We start from the raw sequence: 26,421 nt of genomic DNA on the forward strand, positions 1-26,421 counted from the left end.
GAGGTCGGGTCGATGGATCGCGGTCGAGGCGGGGTCAGTAGGCGGACAGTGCTGTGGGCGGTCGCTGGGGCGGGTGTCGGTATTGTCGCGGCACCGGCGTTTGCGTCAGCGGAGGCGGGGGAGTGCGCACAGCGGGCGGGGCTCGCGGAGCAGGCGATTCTGGCACGGCATGTGCGTCCGGTATGGGGTTTGCCGGGCACCTTGCTCGGTGTGACCGCTTGGCCGCCTTCGCCGTTGGAAGAGGCCTTCGACGAGTGGAATTACTGGTTTCAGGCCCACCTCGTGGATTGTGCGGTCGACGCCGCGCTGCGCGCTCCAGCGGCTGAGCGAACCGACCGTGTTGCCGCGATCATCCGCGGTATTCGCGCGCGTAACCTGACTGGCTGGACGAATCAGTACTACGACGATATGGCCTGGCTGTTGCTGGCGCTGGAGCGAGCCGATCGGTTGCTCGGTGTCAGGTTCACCGACGGTATCCAGGATCTGCGGGCGGCGCTGGATGCGGGCTGGGATCCGGAGATCGGTGCGATGCGGTGGCGAGTCGGGTCCGACTACTACAACTCGTGCACCAACGGGTCGAGTGGCATCGCGCTGGCTCGGCTCGGGGACGTCGCTCGCGCCACCCAGATCGCTGATTTCCTCGATACTCGGTTGCGGGCCAACGACTCTGGTCTGATCATCGATGGTGTCCATGAACCGGGTGCCCGAGTCGAGTCTGCTGTTTACAGCTACAACCAAGGTGTTGCCATCGGGTTGGAGACCGAATTGGCAACGCGTACAGGTGGTTCCGAGTATCGACGCCGAGCAACGGCGCTGATCGCCGCGACCGGTCGCGCAATGACCAAGAACGGCGTCATTGTCGGCGCTGGTGGTGGTGACGGCGGGCTCTTCATGGGCATCCTGGCCCGCTACCTCGCGCTGGCCGCAATCACGTTGCGCGACAACTCGGCTGCACGCATCGTGCATGCTTCCGCTCAGTCGGCCTGGGCGCACCGAGTCGACGTGGATGGTCTTCCGCTGTTCAGCGCGGACTGGTCCGAGCAGGCGCGAGTGCCGGACCAGCCGGAAACCCCGTTGCATCTGTCGAATGGCAGAGTGGCCGCGTCGGCGAACCCGGCTCGCGATCTGTCAGTCCAGCTCAGTGGCTGGATGCTGCTCGAGGCCGACTATCAACTCACCGCCGCCGGACTCTAGCGGAATCACCGGCCCGTAGGGTCGGGCCGGTGGAATTGCGTCAACTCCGGTACTTCGTGACCGTCGCCGAGGAGCTGCACTTCGGGCGGGCGGCTGAGCGGCTGCATATCGTGCAATCGGCGGTCAGTCAGCAGGTTCGTCAGCTGGAACGCGAGTTGGGTGTCGAACTGTTCGATCGGTCGCCGCGGCGGGTCGTGCTGACGGAGGCGGGCGCGCAGTTCCTGCCGGGCGCGCGGGACGCGCTGGCTGCGGCCGCTCGCGCGAAGGCCTCGATCACCGGGTTCGTCGCGGGTACGACGTTGCGGTTGGGGACCAGCACCGGCCTGGGTGATCATTTGGATCGCATCATGGAACGTCTGGTGCCGCAGGTGCGGGTCGAGACCGTGTCGGCGTCGACCCGTGTCCGGGTCGAGCAGGTGCTGGACGGGCGACTCGATGCCGCGTTCGTTCGCGGTCCGATCGACCATGCGGGTCTGCGCCGCATTCCGGTGTGGGATGACCCGCTGCTGGTCGCGCTCTCGGCGCGGCATCCGCTGGCCGGTGCACCGGAACTCGCGCTGGCCGACCTCGCTCCGTATCCGCTGCGGCTTACCGAACGTCGCGCGAACGCGCCGCTGGTCGACCTCGTCATCGACGCCTGTCACGAGGCCGGGTTCGAGCCGGTGCCGGGACCGGTCAGTTCCGCGCTGTCGGACACTCTGGCGATGATCGGCTCGGACACCAGCTGGACCGTCGTCTACGCGGCGCACGCGCGACAGCTGCGCAGCACCAGGGTGGTGTTCAGTTCGCTTGCCGCGCCGGGACTTTCGCTGGACACCGCACTCCTCGTGCGCAGCGAAGCGCCCCCTCCGGCGCTGGAGATCCTGCTCGCCGCCTGCGAATTCGACGATCACGATCGGTGATCGCTGCGTGCGCGAACTGGCTCTTGGACAGGTCGTCGATGTGCAGCAGATTTGTCGGTAGGCCCGCTCGACCGGAGCGGGCACCGAGAAAGGAACCGCGATGCCGAACGTCATCGTCCAGCAGCTGCCCAAGACCGATGAAGCCAAGCGCGAGCTGGTCCGCCGGATCACCGACGCGTTCGTCGACGCGTACAAGTCGCCCGCCGAATCGGTGCACGTCTGGATCGAGGAGTACCCGGCCGATGGATACGCGGTCGGCGGAAAGTTCATTGCCGACAAGTAGTCGGTCGGCGCGACTGGGCCCCGCCGGACATCGGCGGGGCCGGTCGTCACCGGATCACGTCAGTCGCCTGCTTGCTGGGCAACAGCAGCAGATTCAGCAGGGCGGCCGCCGCGGCCATCAGCAGTACACCGTCGAAGTAGTGGAAGATCATCGCACCGAGATAGGTCGGCCCACCCCAGGCATTCACGGTGAAGTTCGGGTCGAGGCCGCCGAGGATCTGCGCGCCGATCCGGAACGGGCTGTACACGAGCAAGGCGATGGGCAGGATGCTGAGCAGCAGTCGCAATAATGCGGTCGGGTGGGTCAGGACCGAACGCAGCGTCCGCACGAGTCGTTGTGCGGCAGTGATGCTTACGGGAGCAAGCAGTAGGCGGAACGGATGATGACCGCGTCGACGCACTACGACGACGAGGGCGGCAACGAGTGTGAACAGCACGAGGTGCGGCCACCACGCGGCCGTACCTTCGACATGCGTCTCGTGTTCCGAAGACCGGCTGAGATAGCTCACGCCACCGAACACGATGCCCGCCACGAGTGACGTGGCGGCGATGGCCAGCAGCGGGCGCGACAGTGTGCCTTCGGCGCGAGCACTGAGTGATCTCGACCGGGTGCCGTATGTGTTCATGCCCCAACTTTGTCTCACTGACCTGGGCGTTGTCGTCATCCCCAGGCAGCGAGATCGGCGTCAGCCCCGGACGGATGCCGTGCGACCTGTCCGACTTGCGGATGATTCGCACGCTCGACCTCGGGGCGATGTGTCGACACCGCCGGGCCGATTACCGTCTGCGCTATGGCGATTACTACCTTGCCGCTGGAACAGACCGCGCGGCCGTGGCATCAGCGGCTGACGCCGTTGCGGCACCGACCGGGCAATGCGGGGCCGGACGTGATCGACCTCGCGATCGCGGCCGGCTGTTTCGCGGTATTCACCCTGCCGCTGCTGGTGGGCACGGTCAGCGGGATCGGTTCGATTCCCGCCATCGCGACGCTCGGCGCCGCGGTGGTCGCGCCGCTGCTGGTCCGGCGTCGCTGGCCGCTCGCAGTGCTCATCGCGGTGACGGCTGTGCTGTGCCTGGCCTCGCTACTCGGCGTTCGATTCACACCGTGGGTCAGCAATACCGGTCCCGCGTTCGGCGTCGCGGTGCTCACGCTCGCCGACCTCCGATCACGTCGCGATTCCTTGCTCGTGACCGGTCTCGCGCTGGTAGCCATCTGTGTCGCCGCGTTGCTCGGTATGCACCTGCATCCCGATCAGGAACAGGACTTCGTGCAACTGCTGATCGCCATCCCCGCCTGGCTGACAGGCGACATGATCCGCACCCGGCGTGACTATCGGACCAGTATCGCCGCGCAACAACGTCATCAGGCCGCGGAGGCGGAACGCCGGATTCGCGCCGAGGAACGGTTGCGAGTGTCGCGCGACGTGCACGACTTGATCTCGCACACTTTGAGCATGGTCGCGGTCCGATCCGGAGTCGCTCGGCTGCTGCTCGACGAGCAGCCGGGTGAGGCACGTGCGGCACTCGGCGCGATCGAGACGGCCAGCCGTTCCGCGCTGAACGAACTGCGGCGTGTGCTGGCGCAGATCCGTGAACCGGGGTGCCAGCCGTCGTCGGATGAACCGGGGCTCGCCGAGATCGCCGAGCTCGTCGACCGGCTGCGCCATGACGGTCTGGTCGTGGAGTACCACGTTGTCGGTGAACCGATCGGCTATCCGGCGTTGCTGCAGACCACGGTCTATCGCATCGTGCAGGAGGCGCTCACCAACGTCGTCAAGCACGCGCACACCGCCCGCGCGCGGATCGAGATTCGGCACACGCCAACAGAATTGGATGTGTCTGTCACCGATGACGGACCGGTGACCCAGACCGGGCAGCCCGACGGCAGTGGCTCGGGTCTCGGCCTGCTCGGTATGCGCGAACGAGTGTCGTTGTTCGGCGGCCGTTTCGAGTCAGGCCCGCGACCCGAGGGCGGGTTCGCCGTCGCCGCGCACTTCCCGATCGATGAGGATCACGATGTCAGCTGAGACCGCCCCTGCCCCGATCCGGGTATTGATCGCCGATGACGAAGCGCTCGTACGAGCCGGGTTCCGCGTCCTCGTCGATTCCGCGCCGGACCTCACCGTCCTCGGCGAGGCGGGCAACGGCGGGGAAGCGGTCCGGCTCACCCGCCAGCTGCGCCCCGATGTCGTGCTGATGGACATCCGGATGCCGATCATGGACGGCCTGGAGGCGATGCGTCACATCGCGGCGGGCGGCATCGATGGCCCGCATGTGTTGATCGTGACGACCTTCGACCAGGACGAGCATGTCTTCCAGGCATTGCGCAGCGGCGCAAGCGGTTTCATCCTCAAAGACTCGCCGCCCGAGGAACTGCTGCGCGCGATCCGAGTCGTCGCCAACGGTGATGCCCTGCTGACGCCCAGCATCACCCGTCGCATGATCAGCGCGTTCGCCCGCCAGCCCGCGGCACCGTCCGCGCTGCCCGGCGCGTTGGCCGCACTCACCGACCGCGAGCGAGAAGTCTTCGAGCACATCGCCGCCGGACGATCCAACGCCGAAATCGCCGAAACGCTCTACGTGAGTGTGGCGACTGTCAAAACCCACGTCGGCCGCCTGCTCACCAAGCTCGATGCCCGCGACCGCGCCCAATTGGTCGTTCTCGCTTACGAAACGGGCATCGTAGTGCCGGGTAACAATTGATCAGTCCGGCTTTGCCGGTGTCTGGACGGCGATTTCGTCACCCAGGTCGTAGCCGCCGGTGAGACGCAGTCCGTCGCCGCTCCAAAAGCGGCCCGGGTCATACCAATTGGGGCTGCGGGTGTCCGGCAGCAGTCCCATGGACTGGTAGGTCGCGGCCACGATCTCCGCGCAGTACGCGCTCTCCAGTTCACGGGCCGCCGCTTTGCGTGACTTGGGGCGCGGGAGGCTCACCCGGCCGCGCAGCCAGCGTCCGGCAAGACCGGCGGTCGAGGGAAAGGGCGTGCCGTCGAGGCGGGCGATGGTGCGCAGCAGGCTGTCTTCCATCTCGGGTGTGGCGGGCAGGTTCAACTGGCGCAGCCAGGCTTGCTGACCGTAGCGGTGCGCCCACACCAGCACGGCATCGCGCAGATTGTGCAATTGGACGCCGCGATGTGCGGTTCCGGACCACATGTCGGTCAGCGAGTGGCCGAGCTCCGCGTGCCAGATCAGCGCTGGCATGTCGTCGAGCACGACCGACATGCCGACGTGGTTCACCGGACTGTTCGTCGTCATCCTGATCGCCCGGTCAGCCCTCGAATGCCCACGGAACAGCCAGATGTCGCCGGTCCTCGTGAGCTCGAGCGCCCGGTCGAGAGTGATGGTCGTACCCGCCATACGAAGTAGCCTATGCGGTATGAGGTGGTGGAAGGCAGTGGGATTGGCGGGTGCGGCCGGTGTGGTCGCCACCGGTGTGGTGGTCGTGCGCGCCGAGCGTCGTCGTCGCGCGTACACCCCGGACCAGGTCCGCGAACAGTTGCATGTGCGGTTCGCGCAGGCGACGGCGGCGCAGGAGGCCATCGAAACCGCAGCGCCGGCACCGCGGGACGGCATAAGTGCGCGGCTACGGCGTTGGTTTCGGCGCTGACCGCACAGCATCGGCGCTGAACTGACGCAATTCGCTGCGCGCGGACGATATTCGGTGTTCTGATCGGAGCAGCCCGACGGTGTGGCGGGCTGCGGTGCTGAGCCCCGGAAGGCAGTGACGACATGCGCGCAGCGGTTTTGGCGACGGTCGGCGAGATCACGATCGAGGAACGCCCGGTGCCCGAACCGGGTCCGGCCGAGGTGCTGATCAAGGTCAGCGCGGTCGGGGTGTGCGGTTCCGACGTGCACTACTACGAGCACGGCCGGATCGGCGGGCACGTTGTCGAACAACCGCTGGTGCTCGGCCACGAGGCGTCCGGCGTGGTGATCGGGCTCGGGGCCGACGCGCGACGACATGCTGTCGGGCAACGGGTTTCGCTAGAGCCCGGCGTGCCGGACTTCACCTGTGTTCAGTGCCGGGCCGGCCGCTACAACCTGTGCCCGGGCATGCGGTTCTTCGGGACGCCGCCGATCGACGGCGCGTTCTGCGAATACGTGGTGCTGCACGAGCAATTCGCGCATCCGGTGCCGGATTCGATGACCGACGAGGCGGCCGCGCTGCTCGAGCCGCTGTCGGTCGGCGTGTGGGCGTGCCGAAAGGGGCGGGTGAGCCCGGGCGATCGGGTGCTGGTGAACGGGGCGGGACCGATCGGGCTCGTGGCCGCGCAGACCGCGCTGGCCTTCGGCGCGGCGGAGGTGGTGATCACCGATGTGAACCAGCGGCGGCTGGCGCTGGCCACCGAACTGGGATGCACGCGAGCGGTGGACGTCGGCGGCACCGAGCTCGGCGCGATCGGGTTCGAGCCGAATGTCCTGGTGGAATGCTCCGGGTATCCGCCCGCGATCGGTGCCGCGATCCGCACGGTGGCCAGGGCCGGGCGGGTCGTGCTCGTCGGCATGGGCGGCGACGACGTGCCGTTGCCGCTGCCCTACCTGCAGGAACGTGAGCTGGAGCTGACCGGGACATTCCGCTACGCCAATACCTGGCCGACCGCGATCGATCTCGCGGCCAGCGGACGGGTCGACCTCGACCGCCTGGTGACCGGCAAGTTCGGGCTGGATCAGGTGGCGGCGGCATTGACGAGTGCCCGCGTCGATCCCGGCTCGATCAAGCCGATCGTGCGGCCGGGCAGCTGATCGGTCGTCGGCGGAGCGTCCCGAAACATCATGCCCCGCAACATTGCACCGCATGCAAGTTTGCGGCCCGAGCCAATCGGCCATGCCCGTCGGCCGATACCTTTAGAGTCGAGACCGGCCGGAATGCCTCCGGCGACTACGGAAGGGGTCGCGATGTCGAAAACCATCAACTCCGAACGTCTTGCGCGCTGCGCCGTGCTCGCGGTGGTGGCCGGCGCGGCACTGCTGGTCGGTTCGGGTACCGCCGTGGCCGACGATTGGCCCTCGGACGGCGGCGGCGCGCTGTCGGTATACGAGACGAAGAACTTTGCCGTGCCGAGCGACCCGGACTACTGGAATCCGCTCTCCGACCGCAACCGGCTGAGCTCACCGTTCGGCACCAGCACCCGCATCGTGTGCACCAGCTTCCATGGCGTTCAACAGGACTGCTGGCAGGCCGACGGTGACGGCAACCCGCACAAGCTCAACAAGGCTCCACTGGACGTGCCGTGGGCCGGTTCCGCCCAAACCGGACATTACGGCCCCGTTCACTACGTTTACCCGGGCTGAGTTCGCCCAATTTCAGTGGGTCGTAGCGTGCCGTAAGTGGCGGCGCGCAACACCCATTCGATCGGACCGTAGCGGTGTCCGCGGATGTACCAGGCCCTGATGGCCAGTCGTCCGGCATAGATGGTGACGGCGAGGCCGAGCACCGTCCAATCCGAAAGACCTCCGGCGAGCGCTGTCGAGCACCGTAATGCGTTGTGCTGGAGGGGATATCGGTTGATTCACGCCGACCGAGGCTAGGTGTCCCGACTCGGCCGCGAATCGGGCCACAGGCTGATCTGCGCATACCTCCCAGGGAGGGTTTCCGAGCACTGCGGGCCTTCTTACGTGGCTTTGTCATTGGTCTCGCATTGCTTTGCGGACGGTCGCGCAGGATCCATGGCGAATACCCGGTGGCGGATGCCGCCGGAGGTGCGGAATGGATGAGGAGTTCGGAAGATGCGCGTGGTAGCCGCGATCATGCTCGCCCTGACGTTGCCGGCGGCGGGAGTAGTTTGGGCGCTCGACAGCGAAGCGCCGCCGCCGAGGTCGTCCTTAGCGAGTCCGATGACTCAATTGCCCACGCCAACTGGATCGTTCGCCGTCGGCCGCAATGTGCTGCACCTCGTCGACGGCGCCAGGAAAGACCCGTGGACACCGACACAACCCCGCGAGCTGATGGTCAGCATGTATTACCCGGCGCAGCAGAGCGATGGGGTCCGCGCCCCGTATGCGACCGACGAGGAGAGCCGGTTGCTGATCGAGGGCGCGGAGTTGGCGGGCGCTCCGGTGCAGGCACTGAGTCAGGCCGGAACCAACGCCGTGGTGGATGCCGCGCCGGTCAACGGCTCCTATCCGCTGGTGGTGCTGTCACCCGGCTTCACCGCGCCCCGATTCACGCTCACCGCGGTGAGCGAGGAGCTCGCCAGCCGCGGCTATGTGGTGGCCGCCGTCGACCACGCCGGTGAGACGTTCGGGACCGAGTTTCCCGGTGGTCGGATGTCCACGTGCGTGGCGTGCCAGCGAATCGGCGACGACGGTGTCTTCACGCTGATGGCCGAGACCAGGGCACGTGACACCGTGTTCTTGCTCGACCGTCTCACCGGCCCCGCCCCGATCTGGTCGCATGCTCGCCTGATCGATGCCACGCGGATCGGCATGGCAGGCCACTCGATCGGCGGGGCGAGCGCGGCTGCGGCGATGGCGCTCGACGCCAGAGTGCGGGCGGGCGTGAACATGGATGGCTCGTTCCAAGGTGTCGTGCCGACCGGCGGGCTCGGCGAGCGTCCGTTCCTGATGCTCGGCGTCGATGGCCAGACCAGCCCGGGCGGCGGGGATTCGTCGTGGGATGAGGCGTGGACTCGATTGCACGGATGGAAGCGATGGTTGACTGTCGTCGGCGCGGAGCACGACTCGTTCGCCGACACCGGCACGCTCGCTGAGCAGGCCGGTGCGTCGAGCAAGGCGGCGCTGCGCGGTAATCGGGCAGTCGATCTCACCCGTATCTATGTCGCGGCGTTCTTCGATCAGCATCTGCGCGGCATCGAGCAACCGTCGGTGGATGCGCTGGCCGCCGCCTTCCCCGAGGTCCGGGCCAACAATCCGTGAGACTGAAGCTGCGGGATGGTGCCCAACGGTGCTGGGGCACGAGGTTTCCTGCGGCGTGCTGGCTCGTCCGGTCGTGGCGGATCGGCCGGAACTCGGTGAGCACCGTGCCGTCGGGCGGTGACGGCGCGGCGCTGGGGATGGCGGTGGTCTGCAACGATTACGCCACGGCATGGTCGCCGGATCTGCCACCGGCGCAACGAGAGTCGCGGTACCAGCAGGCTTTGGCCGCCACCGCGCCCGGACTGGAACCGAGCGGATGCGTCATCGGCATCGCCACCCGGTTCATCCGCACCACTGCCCCCGGCGACCTGGCCTGCCTGGATCGCCTGCCGCCGATCGCGGTGACCGCGGTCCCGAACTGACGACCTGTGCCGATGACCGCGCCGCAGACCAGCAGCAAGGCCGTCGTCGGCATCATCGAAACCGCGGCCGCCAGGACGGCCTGATCGGACCCGTATGGCTGGATGTGGGCGGCCGATACCGAAACGGTGTAATAGTCGGACGGTATGACCGATAGTCAGGGCATGAAACGAATACTCGCATGCGTAGGTATCGGTGCCGCCGCTCTGATGTTCGCTGCTCCGATCGCCTCCGCTGACCCCGACGCCGACGCCAGGCTTGCCAACCGGCATGACTGGTCCGGCGAGTTCATGTCGCAGGACAACCTGCGCCTGTCGTCGCGGATTGTGATCAGCCCCTACGGCACCAGCCGGCCGATCATGTGCAGCGGGGGAGACGGGCACTACTCGCTGTTCCCGTACGACTGCACTCAGAACGACGACAACGGTGTGGCCCACCAGCTGGACCGGGTCATCGCGCTCGGCGGCGGTGGCGTCTGGCTCTATCGCTGATCTCGTCGACATGAAGGTTCCGCCTGCTCGGCAGGTGGAACCTTCATTCTGTTCGAGGCCGGTCGGCTTCGTGGAGATCCTCGGGGAGCAGGCTGAACAGCATGGTGTCGCGCCGTCCGCCTTGAAAACGCATATACGAACGCATGATTCCCTCGAGGAAGAACCCGGAACGCACCGCGACGCGCTGCGAGGCGATGTTGTCGGGGGCGCAGGTGAGTTCCAAACGGGCGATGCCGAGTACGTCGAAGGCCCAATATGCCAGCAGGCGAACGGTTCTGCTCGCCGCGCCACGGCCACGGGCCTGCGGTACGAGCCAGTAGCCGACGCCCGCGCGTTGCTGTTCGAGATCGATGTCGTACACCGAGCATCCACCCCACACCTGGCTGGGATCGGTGGCGTCGACAATGGCGAGGCTGAGTTTCTCGCCGCGTTCCCACTCCCGCTCTTCCTGATCGGCCTGCTGCCGCAGGCGTGCCGCGGTGACCGGCTCGCTGGTCGACAACGAAAAACGTTGGAACTCCGGATCGGCGTAGCCCGCGAGCCGTTGCTCGATATCGCTCGCCTGCCAAAGGCGTAGCGCGACAACGCCATCGGTTAGTGGCGGATCTGGTACCGGTAGTACTGCCATGTCCGACACGCTAACCGACACTCGCGCAGAATTCGCGCACAGCGTGCGCGATCAACCAATGTAGCGAATCCGGCGTGACCTTACGATGATCGAGCCCGGCCGCCGATGTTCCGTGCCGTGGAACAGCGTCTTGTCCGTTTCGGCGACCGAACAGAGGCTGTACCCCAGCGCGTTCCGAGGTGAGCGCGGTTTCGATATCCACGGTCGCCGAGCAGTCACCGTGGATCGTCCTCGGGTGCCTGCGCCGTAGCAGGCCCCGGTGGATGCCGACCGCGAGTGCAGGGAGTCCCCGTGTCAGCTTCAGCTGAAGTTCCTATCGCCATTGTCGGTATCGGCTGCCGTTTTCCGGGTGGTGTGCGCACTACCGGCGGGGCGGGGCGGCCATGATCAGTGCAGCGGAATTCATGCAAGGCAGTTCGCTGCAGAACTTCGGCAGCGGATCGGTCTTGGTGACCTTCGTAATTACCATTGTGGCACTGGTCTTCTGGGCAATTGTGGAGTGGCGAAATCATCGGCCACAATTGGCGGTACTGGTCATCAGCGCGTTGCTCTCGTGTCTCGGTGATGCGGGCGCGAGCATGCTGGTCATGCTCCGCGCCGCTCCCGAGGTGAGTGGGCCGGTGCTGTACCGCGCATTCGATGCCGAGGCGACGTTGGTGACGTCGGCACCGTTTCCGGTCTACCTATCCACCGTTGGCTATCTGGCGTATCGGGCCTTCGAGCAGCGCTGGACGCGCCGAAGGTTCTGGCTCGTATTCTCGTCGATTGTGTTCGCCGACATAGCATTCGAGTACCTGATGTTGCGTGTATTCGATCTCTATTCCTATGCCGGAAATCAAACGCTGCAACTATTCGGACTTCCGTTGCTGTGGCCGATGACCTACGTCGCGACCAGTGTGCTGCTCGGTGCTGTGCTCTACCTTCTCCGCCGGTACCTCCGCGGTCGGCGGATGCTGCTGGCTATTCCCATGCTCGCGAGTGGCTATCTGGGATTCCCGCTGCTGCTGTGCTGGCCCGCGTTGGTCGCCTTGCACGCGGATATCGGCCCAGTGCCCAGGCTGATCGCCGGTATCGCCGGCGTCGGTTGTCTGGTGACCACGGTGTATGCGCTCACCTCGTTGCTCGACCGAACCGACGTCGAACCGGCCCGTGGCCGTGTCGCCTACCAAGGAGGACCTCGTGTCAGGGAACAGTCATGCGGTAATCCTCGGTGCCGGTATTGCGGGCCTGCTCGCCGCACGGGTGTCAGCCCAGCGCTTCGACGCTGTCACCGTCGTCGAACGCGGTGAGCTGCCGGACGCGCCGACGCGGCGCGGATCGCGACCGGCAATTCACTCGGCGGATCGGGTTCGGAACGACCAGAGATAGACCGGAAAATGGCGACCGTCCAGTTCCACGTCGAAGCCGGTCGGATCGAAATGTTCGTATCCGCTCATACGCGGCACCTTCACCGGTTCGGTTGCGTCGTCCGCATCGATGTGCCAGAGCTGGGGTTCCGCGGATGGTCCACCGACCAGGACGATTTCGATCTTTTGTGACACCGTGATCACCTGTCTTGCTGTTCTCTAGAAGGTCGGGGGATCCCAACTACTCCAGGACCTTAGGTATGCGGCCGCAGGCGCTGAAGCGCGTGTTCCGCTCGATGGAACATCAATCGAATGGTCGCATCGGGTTGTGACGCCGGTAGTCCCCGGCATCGGTTACTTCCGTTAAATCTCGTGAAATCTTCTGTTCCTGGCGCAAAATGCGGGCCGGTAGCTGCGGCGCAGGCCTTTGCACGGTGCGCGTGCAAAGGCCGCAGTGGCAGTGCCGCTTCGAGTCGTCGGCGACGTAAAGTGACCGTTCGCGGGCTCGGGAACAGGGCTTCGTAAGGAGTGGAAATGGTGATTTCACGGGGGCTGGAACGCCCGCTCATCAGCACGCGCAACGGTCATGAACTGTCGTCGGGTACGGCAGCTCACCGAGGTGAGATCCGGTGCGATGACTGAGCCGTCGGACGCCGACAACCTGGTGAGTCGAGCGGCCCGCGTGCTGGATCTGCTGGGGGATGAGGCGACGCCGGTGGCGCTCTCGCACATCGCCCGCGGGGCCGGTATCCCGAAGACCACGGTGTGGCGGCTGCTCAAGATCCTCAGCGCCAACGGTCTGGTCGAGCGGCAGGAGGTCGGCTACGTGGTCGGGCCGCGGCTGGTCCATATCGCGGCGCTGCCGGAGGACCACGAGCTGCTCCGGGCGTCGGCCGTGCCGTTCCTCGTCGATCTACACGTGCGCACCGGGGCGATGGTTTCGCTCGGCGTGCTGGTCGGTGCGGAAGTGCGCTATCTGGAACGGATTTACGGGCATATGGCGGCGCGGACGCCGTCCTACGGCCGCACCTTCGCGCCGGCGCACTGCACCGCGATCGGCAAAATCCTGCTGGCCTACACGCACGACCACGGCATCGAGCTGACCCAACCGGGCGCGCTGGTCGCGGTGACGCCGCGGTCGATCACCGATATCGATGAGCTGACCGCGCAGCTGGATGCGGCCCGCAGCATCGGAATCGCTGTCAACGACGGGGAATTCGTGCGCGGCGTGCGCTGCGTGGCCAGCCCGGTGCTGGACCGGCAGCGGCATCAGCCGATCGCGGCGGTGGCCATCGGCGACGCGACGTCGAGTCTCGACGTGGAGCGGGCCAGCAGGCAGATCCGGCAGACCGCCTTCGCCGTGTCCGTCGCGGTCCGGGCGGCGGCGCACGCGCGGCATGCGTCGACCCGGCAGGCCGATATGAGCCGCAGCTGCTGATTGATGGGATGATCGGTGGATGAATGCGGGTGTGCGGCGAGTGGCGTTGGTGACCGGAAGTTCGCGTGGGCTGGGTCGGGCGATCGCGCTGCGGCTGGCGTGGGACGGAATGTCCGTGGCGGTCAACGGATTACGCGAGAGTTCGGCGGCGCGCGAAGTTGTGCAGGCGATTCTGAACGAAGGCGGCGAGGCCGACCTGTTTGCCGCCGATGTGACCGATGAGGATCAGGTCGCGGGGTTGGTCGAGTCCGTCGGAGCGCGGCTGGGTCCGATCGACGTGCTGGTGTTGAACGCGACCGGCCCGCAACCGGCTGCCGCGATCACCGATACCGTTTGGGACGATCATCTGGCGCAGTTGAAGTTCTTCGTGAAGAGCCCAGTTCTGTTCGGGCGCACCGTGATTCCCGGCATGCAGGAGCGACGATTCGGTCGGGTCATCACCATTGATTCCGAGGTTGCCCATCGCCCGCCGCCGGGCAGCTCCGCCTATGCTGTCGCGAAGAATGCCCAGATCGGTGTGGCCGAGAGCTGGGCACGGGAGCTGGCTCCGTTCGGCATCACCGTCAATACCGTTGCGCCGGGCTACATTCCGTTCGAGCGACACGATGCGCGACAGGAAGAAGTCGCGGCGATGGATACCGACGCGTATCTCGCGTCCGTGCCGGTCGGCCGACTGGGAGCCGTCGACGATGTGGCCAACGCCGTCAGCTTCTTCGCCTCCGACAGTTCAGGTTTCGTGACCGGTCAGCGCATCCTGGTCGACGGTGGCCGCAGCCTCGTGGCCTGAGCTTGCCGCTCGTGTTGGTCAGGCGAAGCTCTGCCTTGCCGGACGGTCGCGTCCTGCCCGGGCGGAGTTGTCACGCAGATGTGTCACCGATCCGGACATACGTTCATCTGATGGTGGTCTCGTCGCTCCATCCTGTATAGCGGCAGGCAAGCCGCAGGGTGCCGACTTCCGATACCCGATGTAGTCGGCCGCGGCTCGGCAGGCGACAGTTAGAGCCAAGAGAACACCCACTGCTAGCAGGATGCGTAGGCGCCCCGTGGTAACAGGACGAACTACCGGCTCGGCGGCACCGAGTTCCGCCGCGACCACGAGTACGGTCGCGGACGTGTTGGACTACATGGATCCCGGCGGCGACGACGCCGCGTCGACGGTGCGGACCCGTCCGCCCAAGCGCGGCAGTGAATACGCGGTGCTCTTGCGTCGAGTGCGGGACGCGGGACTGCTCGACCGGCAGCTGCGGTATTACCTCGGCAAGACCGCGGTCATCGGCGGCGCGTTCGTGGCCGGATGGGCTGCGGTCTTCCTGCTCGGTGACTCGTGGTGGACGCTGATTCCCGCGGTGTTCCTGGCGGCGGTGTTCGCGCAGATCGCGTTCCTCGGCCACGACGCCGGGCACCGGCAGATCTTCGGCACCCGGCGGGCCAACTATCTGTACGGGGTGATCGCGGGCAACCTCGGCATCGGGCTGAGCATCGGCTGGTGGACCAGCAATCACAACCGGCATCACGCGCACCCGAACACCGAGGGCGCCGATCCCGACATCATGGGCATCCTGGCCCACTCCAGTGATCGAGCGAAGACCGGTAAAGGGTTCCGGCGCTTCATCTTCCGCCACCAAGGCTGGCTGTTCTTCCCGATGCTGTTGCTCGAGGCGGGCAGTCTGCATTTCTCGAGTGTGCGGGCGGTGCTGCGCTGGTCGATCCCGAACCGCGTCTGGGAGGGCGTCCTGCTCGCCGCGCACGCCGCGGGGTACCTCGCCGCGGTGTTCCTTATTCTCTCGCCGGCCAAGGCGGTGGCGTTCATCGTGGTGCAGCAGGGCCTGTTCGGGTTCTACATGGGCTGCACCTTCGCACCGAACCACAAGGGCATGGCGGTGCTCGCCGAAGACGACGCCACCGACTTCCTGCGCCGCCAGGTGCTCACCTCCCGGAATGTCCGCGGGAGTTTCGTCGTCGATACCGCGCTGGGCGGCCTCAACTACCAGATCGAACATCACCTCTTCCCGTCCATGCCCCGCGTCAATTTGCGCCGCGCGCAGCCGATCGTGGCGCAGTTCTGCGGCGAGATCGGGGTGCCCTATTGCGAGACGGGCCTGTTCGACTCCTATTCTCAGGCGCTGCGGCACCTACATACCGTCGGCCAAGCGACTCGGCCGGTCAGTTCGGTGAATCCGGCTGAGGCATAACAACACACATAATGGATCGATAATGCCAGGCCTCGCACGTTTCGACGTGCGGGGCCTGGCTTATTTGTGCGGCGTGATGACTTTCCGATGATCTTTTGATGATGAGAATGGACGGGACGAACTGCCAGTTCGGTTAGCTGGGTCCGTCACGAAAACGTGCTTGCAGGTGTCGTGTACCTCTGATGAAGCGCGGAAAGAGTTGATCGCCAAATGTGTTGGTGCGCGCAGAGCGAGTCTTTCAGATCAAGGCTTGCATGCGATCTCACCGAGGAGAACGTCGTCCATAGACCCGGATATGCTCCCCCCAACCGGGGGGATGAGCGGTCTGCCGAGCCTGTCGCTGTCTGTGGTTGCCTCGCGCTGACCTGCGAGTATTACTGATGCATGCGTACTGAGTCTTGCAGATCGACAGGCTCGAATCGAAGTAGGCAGATTAGCGGCTAATTTACATGGATGTCATAAACGTGTATTTCATTGGCTACCGGTTGACCGAATCGAGTTAGCCCCGTTAATGTGATTCGCGGCTCCGCAACTCGATCCCAGTTCTCCGGGGTCGTAGGCCTCAAAGTCGAGGCAATATCCTTATGCGGGGAAGGATTCGATAACCGTCGTGCGGGGCCGCGATCGATGTTGGGGTTTTCATGAGCAATTCATCGGACTATCCGCATGCTCCTTTAAGTAATTGGATGGACCTGCTAGACCTACGTGCCAATGAACTTGCGGATTGCACTGCGTTTGTTTTCCTCGACGAAGAGGGACAGCAGTCGGATACGCTCACCTATCATGCTCTGCATCAGCGTGCCAGAGCCTTCGCGCACCGTCTGACCAGCGAAGTCAGCGCTGGCGACCGGGCGCTGCTGCTCCATCCACCCGGACTCGAGTATGTGGTCGCTTTCTATGGCTGTCTGTATGCCGGAGTGATCGCAGTTCCCTTGTTCCCGCCGGAGCGAAATAGGGCCGAGCACGTGGACGTGGTGGCGCGGGACTGCGCGGCAAGTGCAGTCGTGACCAGCGCGAACGTGGCTGCCGGAATGGATTCGCTGTCCGACGACCTGTTCATCAAGGGTTTACCGCGAATTGTCGAATCGGCCGCGGTGAAAGCTGGTGAAGCGGTCGCCGACGAGGCGAAACAGACCGCGTACCCGGAATTCCAGGTTACTGATATCGCCTATCTGCAATACACGTCCGGATCGACGTCGACGCCGAAAGGCGTGATCATCGACCACACGATGGCGCTGCACCAGTGCGCGGAACTGGTCTACGGCTGGGGCGTGGACAGCACCAGCGTGGTGGTGTCCTGGTTGCCGCACTTCCACGACTTCGGCCAGGTGAGCAGCGTGCTCATGCCGGTGTTCACCGGCACCAAGGCGGTGCTGATGGCGCCTGCCACCTTCGTGAAGAGTCCGATCCGCTGGCTGGCCGCCGTCTCGGAATACCGAGGCACACATAGCGGTTCGCCGAACTTCGCGTTCGACCTCTGCGTGGACAAGACCACGCCGGAGCAGCGCGCGGGGCTCGACCTGAGCAGCTGGCGGCTGGTGTCCAACGGCGCTGAGCCGGTCCGCAAGGCCACCCTGGATCGCTTCCGGTCCACCTTCATTCCGCACGGCCTGCCGCGCACCGCACTCACCCCCGGCTACGGACTCGCCGAAGCCACCCTCAAGGTGACGTCCGGCTCGTCCGGCGTCGCGTTCACCTCGGCCCATTTCGACGAGACCGCGCTCGGTCTGCGTCGGGTCGAGCCGGCGACCGGACCGGCGAGCACCGAGCTGGTCGGCTGCGGCTGGGCCGTGATGGACACCGAAATCGCCATCGTCGCACCGGAATCCGGCGAACGCCTGCCCGCCGACACGGTCGGCGAGATCTGGGTGAGCGGACCGATCGTGTCCCCGGGGTATTGGGGACGGCCGGAGGAGAGCGAACAGACCTTCCGCGCGACGATCGCCGGCGCCGACGACGGCAAGACCTACCTGCGCACGGGTGACCTCGGATTCCTGCGTGACGAAGAGCTTTTCATCTGCGGCCGGGTCAAGAACCTGATGATCGTCAACGGCGTGAACTACTACCTGGAGGACATCGAGGCCACCGTGGTCGTCAGCGACGATTCGCTGCGCGCCGGCGCGGTAATCGCCTTCGCGGTGGACCGGGACGGTCAGGAAAACCTGGTGCTGGTCGCCGAACATCGCGCCGACGCCAGTCCGGCGCAGCTGGTCACCGTGGTGCACGACGCGGTCGCGCGCAAGCACGCGCTCGCGCCGTCGGTGATCGTGTTCATCAGCCAGGGCACCATTCCACGCACCACCAGCGGCAAAATGCGCCGCCAGCAATGCAAGGCCGATTTCCTCGCGGGCCGTTTGAGCGAGGTCCACCGCTGGGAGGGTCTGGTGACCATCACCGAAACATCAACCGCGCACGACAATTCGGGCGCGCCGGGCATGCCGTCGATGCGCGAACTGGTGCAGCAGGGCCTGCTGACCCAGGTGCACGAGTGGATCGCCCAGCACATGGGTTCCGATGTGGCGCAGGTGGATACCGGCCGCTCGCTGGTCGAGCACGGGCTCGGATCGGTCGACCAGATGAACCTGCACGACCACCTGGAAACCTGGTCGGGCAAGCGGTTCCCGCCGGAACTGATGTGGGACGCCGAAACGATCGACGACATGACCGGCCGCATCGCCGACCATCTCGTGCCCAATCCCACTGCGGCGCCGCTCGAAACGCCGGTCACCGATCCCACCGGCGTAGGAGCTCAGTAGCGATGAAGATTCGTTCGGTGGCCGCGGGCTTACCCGCCCGCACCGTGACCAATACCGACATCACCGACCTGATCGCCGAACACAGCGCGGACTACTTCGAGGGCGACCTCGACGCCGCGCTGCGCAAGGTCGACTACTACCTGCGTTACGCGGGTTCGGAATCGCGGCAGTGGCTCGACGCCGGGGAACGACCCATCGAACTGCTCCGCGACGCGGCCAATTCCGCACTGGCACAGGCAGATCTGCGCCCGGACGACATCGACCTGCTGATCTACACCGGCATCGGCCGCGGCTTCATCGAGCCGGGCGGCGCGTATCACTCGGCCGCCGCGATCGGCCTGACCAACGCGCACTGCTTCGACATCCTCGATGCCTGCATGAGCTGGACCAGGGCCGTGCAGGTCGCCGAATCCCTTTTCCGGACAGGGCAATTCCGCAGGGCGATGATCGTCAACGCGGAGTTCAACCTGCGCTGGGGCGGCGCGGTGTTCCCGCACCTGTTCCGGATGCGGCAGTTGGAGGCGCTGGAATCGACCTTCCCCGCCTACACCCTCGGCGAGGCGGCCACCGCGACCGTGCTCACCGCCGAGGACAACGAGCCGTGGGAGTTCCACTTCGCCTCGCGCCCGGACCTGGCCCCGCTGTGCAACGTGACGCTCGACGGCTACGAGGGCTATTGCGAGCCGTCGGACAAGCTGGCCGCGAACGGCGTCGGCTTCTTCACCTCCTACGGCTTCGAGATGCACGAGGCGGGCGCGGCCGACGCGCACGCAGTCTTCGAGCGGCTCGACGTGCCGATCGACGAGGTGGCCGCGCTGTTCACGCACGCGTCGAGCAAGCGCTATTGGCAGAGCATGGCCGACAAGGTCGGCCTGGGCGAGGTGATCCATCACGTCTACGACACCACCGGCAACGTGGTGTCCGCGTCGGTGCCCGCCGCCATCGCCTCCGCGGTCGCGGCCGGGCGATTACGCCCCGGCGACCGGGCGGTCGGCTGGGTCGGCAGCGCAGGCATGTCCTTCGGCGCGTTCTCCTTCGTCTTCTGAGCCTGATCGGAACTGGTTAACCATGCTCAAGCATCTGGCCAAGGCGGCCACCTTCTCGGCGCTCGGCGCCGCGGAGTATTCGATCGCGGCGCTGCGGCAGCGCGACGTCAAGGGCGCCGAGCAGCGGCGCGCGGACGCCATCCTGGAGTTCCTGCTCCGGATGGGCCCGATCTATATCAAGATGGGCCAAATCGCCGCCACCCGTTCGGATCTGCTGCCGCCGTCCTGGGTGGACACCCTGCGCGTGCTGCAGGATCAGACGCCGCACATGTCGAAAGAGGCGTCGCGCCGGGCGATCGAACGTGAGCTCGGCGGCCCACTCGAAAACACCTTCCGTTCCCTGGATCTGGACCCGGTGGCCAGCGCGTCGGTCGCGCAGGTGCACATCGCCGAGTTGCTCGACGGCCGTAAGGTCGCGGTGAAACTGGTCAAAGACTCGGTGCCGCAACAGATCGAGGAAAGCCTCAGCGCCATCGGCTCGGTGCTGAAGGTGGTGCACCGCGCCACGCCGCGGGTGCGGGAACTGAACCTGCCCAAGCGATTCGACGAGGTGGCCCGGTTGCTGCGGCCACAGGCCGACATGACCTACGAGGCCGAGCAGCAGCGGCGGATCGGCGCGAACTTCAAGGCGCACCCTTACGTTCAGGTGCCGACCGTGCTGCCCGAACTGGTCACCTCGCGCATGCTGGTGATGCAGTTCATGGATGGCATCCCCGGAAAGCTGTCGGAGACAGTCGGATTCCCGCGTGAGCGGCTGGCGCAGCGGCTGCAGGACGTGATCTACACGATGCTGTACATGCACGGCATCTGCCACGGCGATCCGCATCCCGGCAATGTCATGTTCACCGCGGACGGTTCGCTGATCCTGCTGGACTACGGCGTCACGGTGGAGCTGAGCGAGGACGAGAAGTGGGGCCTGTCCTCGTTCTACTACGCCTGCACCCGCAAGGAGTGGGACGTCGCGATCGACCGCTTCACCCGCTATTTCGTGTTGACGAACAAGAAGCTCGACGCGAACCGCGAGACCTATAACGCCGAGATGGCCGAGGTGCTGCGCTACCACTTCGACATCAGCTCGAATCAGTGGTCGACCGTGTCGTACTTCAACGATGTGAGCAACGTGCTGCGCAAGTACGACGCGCAGTACACCACCAACTTCACCAAGGTCGAGCTGGTCTTCCTGTCCTGTGAGGGTTTCGCCTCCCAGATCGACCCGAATATCGACATCTGGGCCAACGCACGCAAGTTCACCGATCGCTACTCGCCGTACATGAACGCCGAGATCGAAAAGCGCTTCGAGACCGGCTTCGCCGCGCAGATGCCGACCTCGCTGGCCATGCGCGACCGGGCCCGCGACACGCTGGTCGCGCCGACCCACATCGACCGCTACTTCTTTCCCAGCGGGTTCCCGGTGTTCGTCAAGGAGGCCGCGGGCGGCAGCGTGCGCGACTTCGACGGCAACGAATACCTCGACTTGTCCGGCGGTTACGGCCCGCACCTGCTCGGCTACGCCCACCCGGTGATCAATGCCGCGATCACGGCGGGCACCGAACGCGGCCTGGTGAACGGTATCGGCAACGCGGCCGAGATCGAGCTGGCCGAACTGCTGGTCGATGCGTTCCCCGCCGCGCAGAAGGCGGTGCTGTGCAACTCGGGCACCGAGGCGATCATGATCGCCACCCGGATGTGCCGCGGCTACCGGCGGCGCACCATGGTGGCCAAGTTCGAGGGCCACTACCACGGCTTCTCCGATCAGGGCATGGTCAGCTCGTGGTTCCGGTTCTCCGGTGACAGCAAGCGGCCCGAGCCGGTGGCCGGTTCGCTCGGCTCCGACCCGGGCACCGTGGACAACACGGTGGTCATGCAGTATGGCGACATCAACGGGCTGGCCCGGCTGCGCGAGCACGCCGACGAACTGGCCTGCGTGATCCTGGAGCCGATGCCGACCTCGGTGGTGGCGTTGAAGCTGGAGTTCCTGCGCGAATTACGCAAGCTCTGCACCGAACTCGACATTCCGCTGATCTTCGACGAGGTCGTCTCCGGCTTCCGCGTCGCCTACGGCGGGGTGCAGGTCTTGGCCGACGTCCACCCGGACATCACCTGCCTCGGCAAGGTGATCGGCGGCGGCCTGCCGTGTGGCGCGGTGGTCGGCGCCGCGCGGATCGTGGACCTGGCGAAGAGCTCGCAGGATCCGTTCTACGACTACGAGAACAAGGTCTTCGCCGGCGGCACGCTCAGCGGCAACTCACTGACCTGCACGGCCGGGCTGGCCGCCCTGACCTATCTGCGTGAGCACCAAGAGATCTACGTCGAACTGGAGGAGAACACCCAGCGCCTGGCCACCATGCTGCGCGCGGCCACCGAGCAGCGCGACATCGCCTGCCGGATCAACGCCCGTAACTCGATTTTCTCGCTCAACTTCAGCCACCGCGAGGCGGGGCTGTACCGAGAACGGATGGCGGGCAGCAACTTCAAGGCCACCATCGCGCTGGCCTACTACATGCGCAAGCATCAGGTGTATCTGCCTGAGCTGCACAGCTTCCTGATCAGCGCCGCACACACCACCGAGGACCTCGACCAGATCGCGAATGCGTTCGAGAAGAGCCTCGACGAGATGCTCGCCGATCAACTGTTCGTCGTCTGACCCCGTACCAACGAAACATCGGGGGTCAATCATGGGAGATAGCAATGCGATTCATGTCGAGGGAACGAGAGACCGCCGAGCGGTACGTGCCCGGACTCGATGCCAAACTGGGCGAGGTTGCGCTGGACATCCTCGAATCCACCGATAGTCCTGGACTGAGCCTGTTTCGGGCGGCCGGCGGCGCGGGCCTGCTGATCGGTAAGGAGGCGGGTGGTCTCGGCGCCTCGCTGCTGGAGGCCGCGCAGGTACACCGGGTGCTCGGAAGTCGTTCGCCCTCACTGGCTATCGCGGTGAACATGCACTCGTGCACGGTCGCCGCGATCCCGCCCGGCCCGACCACCGAGGCGATGCTCGGCATGGTCGCCCAGGGTGGCCTGTACCTGGCGTCGGCGTTCGCCGAAGGCGTGCCGAGCGCGAGCGTCATCGCGCCCAAGCTGCGCGGCGAGCGGGTGCCCGGCGGCTGGAAGCTTTCCGGCAGCAAGAAGCCGTGCAGCCTGTCGCGGTCGATGGACATCCTCACCGCGAGCGTCATGTTGCGCCCGGACGGCGAGGACGAGGAACAGCTTGCGCTGGTGATCATTCCGGCGGATTCGCCGGGCCTCGAGGTGCGCCCGCTCGGCAACGGGCTGGTCTTCCCCGGCTCGGAAACCGAAGAGGTCGTGCTGACCGACGTCGAGATCCCCGAGGAGTCGGTGTCGTTCTTCGGCAAGACCGACAGCTTGAACGCCGCGTTGACCGCGGGCTGGCTGACCTTCGAATTGCTGGTGTCGGCCTGCTATCTCGGCATGGCGAGCGGACTGGCCGAGCAGGTGCTCGTCCAGCGGCGCGGCAGTGCGGTCGATCGGATGCTGCTGGTGAGCGAGCTGGACGCCGGGATGGCCGGAATCGAGTCCGTCGCCACCGACATCATGAACGGTCGCGCCGACGCCGAAACCGTCGCGCGCGCTTTGCATGTGCGGTTCGCGGTGCAGCGCACGGTCGAGCGGACCTCGGCGCTGGCCACCGAGCTGCTCGGCGGCGTCGGCTTCATGGTCGGCTCGAGTGCGCTGTTCTACACCGCCTGTCGCGGCCTGGCCTTCCACCCGCCGTCCCGGGTGAGCATCGCCGACCCGCTGGACCGGTTCCTCGCCGGCGAGGCGCTGATCGTCACGTGAGAGCCACATCGGGAGAACAGGATTCGAGGTCGGACTGATGGAGAAAGACCCGGACACGGCGGTCGTCGTGCAGATCGGGCGTGGGCCGACCGGGACGGCGCTGGCCAGGCAGCTGCTGCCCGGCTTGGCCGCGGGCTCGCGCTATGTGGTGATCGACCGTGACCCGGCCGCACCGCATCTCGCGTTCGGCACACCGGAGCCGACGCACCTGTTGAACACCAGGGCGGCCAAGTCGGCGCTGAATCTCGGTGACCCCGAGGAACTTCAGCGCTGGCTGACCGAACAGGCCGCGGTGACGGGGGAGCCGGTCGCGGAGTTCCCGTCCCGCGCGGCCTTTGGCCGTTACCTGCGCGACGTCTTCGATCAGGCGGTGAAGCAGGCGGCGGCCGCTGGAGTGGTGGTCGATCTCGTTCAGGACGACGCCGTCGGGATCACCGGCGAGCCGGGAAACTGGCTGGTGCACTGTGCCGGTGGCGGGAGCTACCGGGCCGATCGGGTGGCGATCTGTGTCGGGATGCTGGCGCAGCACGATCCGTTCCCCGAATTGTCCGGGCAGCCAGGGTATTTCGACGACCCATGGCGGCTGCCCGCAGTCCCCGCCGACGCCGGCGTCGCGGTGCTCGGTACCCGGCTCACCGCGATCGACACCGGACTGACGCTCGCGGCGCGCGGCCACAGCGGCCCGGTGCTGTTCGCCTCCCGATCGGGGCGGCTGCCCCGGCTGCGCGGCCCGGAGACCACCGCGCCGGTACCCCACGTCGATCAATGCATGCGCGCCGCCGCGGATGCGGGCACGTTGCGGCTGGCGGACTTCGGCCGGGCGCTGATGGCCGACATCGAGGCGGCGTCGGCCGAACCGCCGGACTGGTCGCAGGTCCGAGACTGCGGTCCGACCACCCGGGCGACGCTCGCCGCCGAGCTGGCCGAGGTCGAGGCGGGCACCGAACGCGGCTGGCAGCAGGTGGTCAACGGCGCCTCCCCGCTGCTGCTGCCCGCCTGGCAGCTGCTCGCCGAGGCCGATCGAGTGGAGTTCTTCGCCGAGTGGCTCACGCCGCTGCTGGTGCACGGCGCGCCGATCCCGCCGGAGACCGCGCGGCGGGTGCTCGACGCGATGGACGCCGGGCGGTGGCAGGTGCTGGGCGGGCTCTACCACGTGGTGGCTGACGCCACCGGGTTCGAGGTATTCACCGAGGACCATGTGCAGCAGGTGGACGTGGTGATCAACGCGACCGGCTCGGCCACCGACGAGCCCGCGCTGCGCACCGAACCGTTGCTCGCCGCGCTGCTCGACGCGAACCTGCTGACGGCGCATCCGCTCGGCGGGGTGCGCATCGACGTCAGCACCTTCGAGCCGCTCGACGGCGCCGGGGCGCCGGTGCGCGGCATCCACGTGGTCGGCGACCTGACCCGCGGTGCGGTGCTCGTCACCAACGACGTGATCGCACTGTCATTCCAGGCCGCACTCGCCGCGACGGCGATGCGCGCGAAGAACGAAGCAGGGGTGCATATTTCATGACAACACCGGCCGTGACCAGCACGACCTCGCGAACGAAATCGCTCGTGCTCGCAGTGCTGTGCCTGTGCGTCATCGCGATCTACATGGACGCGATGATCGTGAACCTGGCGCTGCCGAGCCTGGTACGCGAACTGGGTTCGAGTACCAGTGGGCTGCAATGGATCATCGACGCCTACGCGCTGACCTTCGCGGCGCTGGTGCTCGCGGCCGGCAGCCTCGGTGACCGATTCGGCAGGCGATCGACACTGTTGGCGGGTCTGCTGGTCTTCACCGTGGCGACCGGTATGGGTGCGCTGTGCACGTCGACCGGTCAGCTGATCGCCGCACGCACGGTGATGGGTCTCGGTGCGGCGCTCATCTATCCGTCGACGTTGTCGATCCTGACCAACGTCTTCGTCGAGCGCCGCGAGCGTGCCGCGGCGATCGGCGTCTGGGGTGCGGTGTCGGGCATCGGCGTGGTGCTCGGCCCCATCCTGGGCGGTGTACTGCTGGAGCACTTCTGGTGGGGCAGCGTGTTCGTGGTGGTGGTGCCGGTCGGCCTGGTGTGCATCCTGCTCGTCGCGCTGCTGGTGCCGAATTCGCGGGATCCGGAGACGCCGGGCCTGGACTTCCCGGGCCTGGTGTTGTCGACGACGGCGATCGGGCTGCTCGTCTACACCATCATCGAAGCGCCGAACCGCGGCTGGCTGAGTGCGCTGAGCCTGCTCGGATTCGTCGGCGCGGCAGCGCTTTTCGCCGGTCTGGTGTGGCGCGAACTGAACACCGCGCATCCTATGATCGACGTGCGGTTGTTCCGGAACCTGCGGTTCTCGGCCGCCTGCGCGACGATCACCATCACCTTCTTCACGCTGAACGGCTTCACCTTCCTGGTGACCCAGTACTTCCAGTTCCTGAAGTCCTACACCCCGCTCGGCGCCGGTGTCCGGCTCATCCCGGTGGCGGTCGCGATCATCATCGGCTCGGTGGTCGGCGGCAAGCTGGTGATCAAGCTGGGCACCCGGATCGTGGTGACGGCGGGGCTGGTCCTCATGGCCAGCGCCTACGCCTGGTTCTCGATCGACGGCATCGAGACCAGCTACTGGCTGATCGCGGCGCAGATGGTGGTGATCGGGCTCGGCATCGGCTCGGTCGCGGTGCCGGCCACCGAGGCCATCATGGGCGTGGTGCCCGCCGCCAAGGCTGGCATCGGCTCGGCAATGAACGATGCGACAAGGCTTTTCGGCGGCACCCTCGGCATCGCCGTGGTCGGCAGCGTGCACCACTCGCTGTACAACAACAAGCTGCCCGACGGCAGCGTGCCCGGCGTGCCGCCGGAACTGCTCGAGCACAGCCGGGACTCGGTGGGCGCGGCACTGCAGGCCGCCGCGGGTCTGGCCGCCCGCGGCCAGAATGCGGTGGCGGAGGCACTGGCCGACGGCGCGCAATCGGCCTTCCTGCACGGCTTCCAGGTGTCCTGCCTGGTGGTGACGGGCATCTGCGCGGTCGCCGCCGTCGTGGCCGGCACGCTGCTGCCCGCCCACCCGCCGGTGCCGGAGCCCGCACCCGCCGACAACCAGGCCGACGTGGCCAACGCATGACAACACGCTTTGCTCGGAG

Annotated in this window: 26 protein-coding genes; 21 read left to right on the forward strand and 5 right to left on the reverse strand. The window is 66.4% G+C overall.

What is annotated here, in order from left to right:
* The first annotated feature begins 12 nt into the window (after positions 1-12).
* The 3 genes from ABZ942_RS29630 to ABZ942_RS29640 all read left to right on the forward strand — a co-directional run bounded on the left by ABZ942_RS29630 (position 13) and on the right by ABZ942_RS29640 (position 2,379).
* Entirely contained in the window at positions 13-1,194 is a 1,182-nt protein-coding gene (locus ABZ942_RS29630; RefSeq protein ID WP_357387630.1) for a glycoside hydrolase family 76 protein, read from the forward strand.
* A 29-nt stretch (positions 1,195-1,223) separates the two neighbouring features.
* On the forward strand, positions 1,224-2,096 hold the full coding sequence (locus ABZ942_RS29635) for a LysR family transcriptional regulator (RefSeq protein ID WP_357387632.1): 873 nt from the start codon (positions 1,224-1,226) through the stop codon (positions 2,094-2,096).
* Positions 2,097-2,196: 100 nt separating this feature from the next.
* A complete protein-coding gene (locus ABZ942_RS29640; RefSeq protein ID WP_040738949.1) occupies positions 2,197-2,379 on the forward strand; it encodes a 2-hydroxymuconate tautomerase family protein in 183 nt (60 codons plus the stop codon).
* 46 nt (positions 2,380-2,425) lie between these two features.
* Here ABZ942_RS29640 and ABZ942_RS29645 read toward each other — a convergent pair whose 3' ends face one another.
* Positions 2,426-3,004 carry a hypothetical protein gene (locus tag ABZ942_RS29645; protein WP_357387634.1) on the reverse strand — a complete coding sequence of 193 codons (579 nt, stop codon included), beginning with the start codon at positions 3,002-3,004 and terminating at the stop codon, positions 2,426-2,428.
* A gap of 165 nt (positions 3,005-3,169) precedes the next feature.
* On the opposite strand from ABZ942_RS29645, the gene ABZ942_RS29650 reads away from it, so the two are divergent.
* Together ABZ942_RS29650 and ABZ942_RS29655 are read left to right on the forward strand one after the other, a co-directional pair.
* Positions 3,170-4,405 carry a sensor histidine kinase gene (locus ABZ942_RS29650; protein ID WP_357387636.1) on the forward strand — a complete coding sequence of 412 codons (1,236 nt, stop codon included), beginning with the start codon at positions 3,170-3,172 and terminating at the stop codon, positions 4,403-4,405.
* Positions 4,395-5,081 carry a response regulator transcription factor gene (locus tag ABZ942_RS29655; RefSeq protein ID WP_357387638.1) on the forward strand — a complete coding sequence of 229 codons (687 nt, stop codon included), beginning with the start codon at positions 4,395-4,397 and terminating at the stop codon, positions 5,079-5,081. Before ABZ942_RS29650 ends, ABZ942_RS29655 begins: the two co-directional genes overlap by 11 nt.
* On the opposite strand, the gene ABZ942_RS29660 is transcribed toward ABZ942_RS29655, so the two are convergent.
* Positions 5,082-5,735 (reverse strand): hypothetical protein, encoded by a 654-nt coding sequence (locus tag ABZ942_RS29660; RefSeq protein WP_357387640.1) that lies wholly within the window; start codon positions 5,733-5,735, stop codon positions 5,082-5,084.
* Between the two features lie 19 nt (positions 5,736-5,754).
* On the opposite strand from ABZ942_RS29660, the gene ABZ942_RS29665 reads away from it, so the two are divergent.
* The 3 genes from ABZ942_RS29665 (at position 5,755) to ABZ942_RS29675 (ending at position 7,670) form a co-directional block, all read left to right on the forward strand.
* Positions 5,755-5,985, forward strand: a complete 231-nt coding sequence (locus ABZ942_RS29665; RefSeq protein ID WP_357387642.1) for a hypothetical protein — start codon at positions 5,755-5,757, stop codon at positions 5,983-5,985.
* Positions 5,986-6,107: 122 nt separating this feature from the next.
* Complete coding sequence (locus ABZ942_RS29670; RefSeq protein ID WP_357387644.1) at positions 6,108-7,121, forward strand: NAD(P)-dependent alcohol dehydrogenase; 1,014 nt, start codon at positions 6,108-6,110, stop codon at positions 7,119-7,121.
* Between the two features lie 153 nt (positions 7,122-7,274).
* Complete coding sequence (locus ABZ942_RS29675) at positions 7,275-7,670, forward strand: hypothetical protein (protein ID WP_357387646.1); 396 nt, start codon at positions 7,275-7,277, stop codon at positions 7,668-7,670.
* Here ABZ942_RS29675 and ABZ942_RS29680 read toward each other — a convergent pair.
* Positions 7,658-7,888 (reverse strand): DUF418 domain-containing protein, encoded by a 231-nt coding sequence (locus ABZ942_RS29680; protein WP_357387955.1) that lies wholly within the window; start codon positions 7,886-7,888, stop codon positions 7,658-7,660. The genes ABZ942_RS29675 and ABZ942_RS29680 overlap by 13 nt on opposite strands.
* Before the next feature lie 217 nt (positions 7,889-8,105).
* Between ABZ942_RS29680 and ABZ942_RS29685 the strand changes: the two genes are divergently transcribed.
* The 3 genes from ABZ942_RS29685 to ABZ942_RS29695 all read left to right on the forward strand — a co-directional run bounded on the left by ABZ942_RS29685 (position 8,106) and on the right by ABZ942_RS29695 (position 10,105).
* On the forward strand, positions 8,106-9,254 hold the full coding sequence (locus ABZ942_RS29685; protein ID WP_357387648.1) for an alpha/beta hydrolase: 1,149 nt from the start codon (positions 8,106-8,108) through the stop codon (positions 9,252-9,254).
* A gap of 95 nt (positions 9,255-9,349) precedes the next feature.
* Entirely contained in the window at positions 9,350-9,616 is a 267-nt protein-coding gene (locus ABZ942_RS29690; RefSeq protein ID WP_357387650.1) for a hypothetical protein, read from the forward strand.
* Positions 9,617-9,778: 162 nt separating this feature from the next.
* Positions 9,779-10,105 (forward strand): hypothetical protein, encoded by a 327-nt coding sequence (locus ABZ942_RS29695; protein ID WP_357387652.1) that lies wholly within the window; start codon positions 9,779-9,781, stop codon positions 10,103-10,105.
* 43 nt (positions 10,106-10,148) lie between these two features.
* Here the strand turns inward: ABZ942_RS29695 and ABZ942_RS29700 are convergent, their stop codons facing one another.
* A complete protein-coding gene (locus ABZ942_RS29700; protein WP_357387655.1) occupies positions 10,149-10,733 on the reverse strand; it encodes a GNAT family protein in 585 nt (194 codons plus the stop codon).
* Positions 10,734-11,116: 383 nt separating this feature from the next.
* Between ABZ942_RS29700 and ABZ942_RS29705 the strand changes: the two genes are divergently transcribed.
* A complete protein-coding gene (locus tag ABZ942_RS29705; protein WP_357387967.1) occupies positions 11,117-12,022 on the forward strand; it encodes a hypothetical protein in 906 nt (301 codons plus the stop codon).
* A 42-nt stretch (positions 12,023-12,064) separates the two neighbouring features.
* Here the strand turns inward: ABZ942_RS29705 and ABZ942_RS29710 are convergent, their stop codons facing one another.
* Entirely contained in the window at positions 12,065-12,274 is a 210-nt protein-coding gene (locus ABZ942_RS29710; RefSeq protein ID WP_357387657.1) for a DUF5988 family protein, read from the reverse strand.
* A 439-nt stretch (positions 12,275-12,713) separates the two neighbouring features.
* On the opposite strand from ABZ942_RS29710, the gene ABZ942_RS29715 reads away from it, so the two are divergent.
* The 9 genes from ABZ942_RS29715 (at position 12,714) to ABZ942_RS29755 (ending at position 26,402) form a co-directional block, all read left to right on the forward strand.
* On the forward strand, positions 12,714-13,517 hold the full coding sequence (locus tag ABZ942_RS29715; protein WP_357387659.1) for an IclR family transcriptional regulator: 804 nt from the start codon (positions 12,714-12,716) through the stop codon (positions 13,515-13,517).
* 19 nt (positions 13,518-13,536) lie between these two features.
* A complete protein-coding gene (locus tag ABZ942_RS29720) occupies positions 13,537-14,304 on the forward strand; it encodes an SDR family NAD(P)-dependent oxidoreductase (protein ID WP_357387661.1) in 768 nt (255 codons plus the stop codon).
* Positions 14,305-14,629: 325 nt separating this feature from the next.
* On the forward strand, positions 14,630-15,709 hold the full coding sequence (locus ABZ942_RS29725; protein WP_357387663.1) for an acyl-CoA desaturase: 1,080 nt from the start codon (positions 14,630-14,632) through the stop codon (positions 15,707-15,709).
* A 641-nt stretch (positions 15,710-16,350) separates the two neighbouring features.
* Positions 16,351-18,465, forward strand: coding sequence for a fatty acyl-AMP ligase (locus ABZ942_RS29730; RefSeq protein WP_357387665.1), 2,115 nt, complete (start codon positions 16,351-16,353; stop codon positions 18,463-18,465).
* Positions 18,466-18,467: 2 nt separating this feature from the next.
* On the forward strand, positions 18,468-19,511 hold the full coding sequence (locus tag ABZ942_RS29735; protein ID WP_357387666.1) for a 3-oxoacyl-[acyl-carrier-protein] synthase III C-terminal domain-containing protein: 1,044 nt from the start codon (positions 18,468-18,470) through the stop codon (positions 19,509-19,511).
* A gap of 22 nt (positions 19,512-19,533) precedes the next feature.
* The gene (locus tag ABZ942_RS29740; protein WP_357387668.1) at positions 19,534-22,155 is read left to right on the forward strand and encodes an aminotransferase class III-fold pyridoxal phosphate-dependent enzyme; all 2,622 of its coding nucleotides are present in this window, start codon (positions 19,534-19,536) and stop codon (positions 22,153-22,155) included.
* Between the two features lie 53 nt (positions 22,156-22,208).
* A complete protein-coding gene (locus ABZ942_RS29745) occupies positions 22,209-23,309 on the forward strand; it encodes an acyl-CoA dehydrogenase family protein (RefSeq protein WP_357387670.1) in 1,101 nt (366 codons plus the stop codon).
* 37 nt (positions 23,310-23,346) lie between these two features.
* Positions 23,347-24,825: an FAD/NAD(P)-binding protein gene (locus ABZ942_RS29750; RefSeq protein ID WP_357387672.1), complete on the forward strand. Its 1,479-nt coding sequence runs from the start codon at positions 23,347-23,349 to the stop codon at positions 24,823-24,825.
* Complete coding sequence (locus ABZ942_RS29755) at positions 24,822-26,402, forward strand: DHA2 family efflux MFS transporter permease subunit (protein ID WP_357387674.1); 1,581 nt, start codon at positions 24,822-24,824, stop codon at positions 26,400-26,402. The genes ABZ942_RS29750 and ABZ942_RS29755 overlap by 4 nt, the downstream gene beginning before the upstream one ends.
* Positions 26,403-26,421: the final 19 nt, after the last annotated feature.

The sequence above is a fragment of the Nocardia sp. NPDC046473 genome, from assembly GCF_040645995.1.
Taxonomy (GTDB): Bacteria; Actinomycetota; Actinomycetes; order Mycobacteriales; family Mycobacteriaceae; genus Nocardia.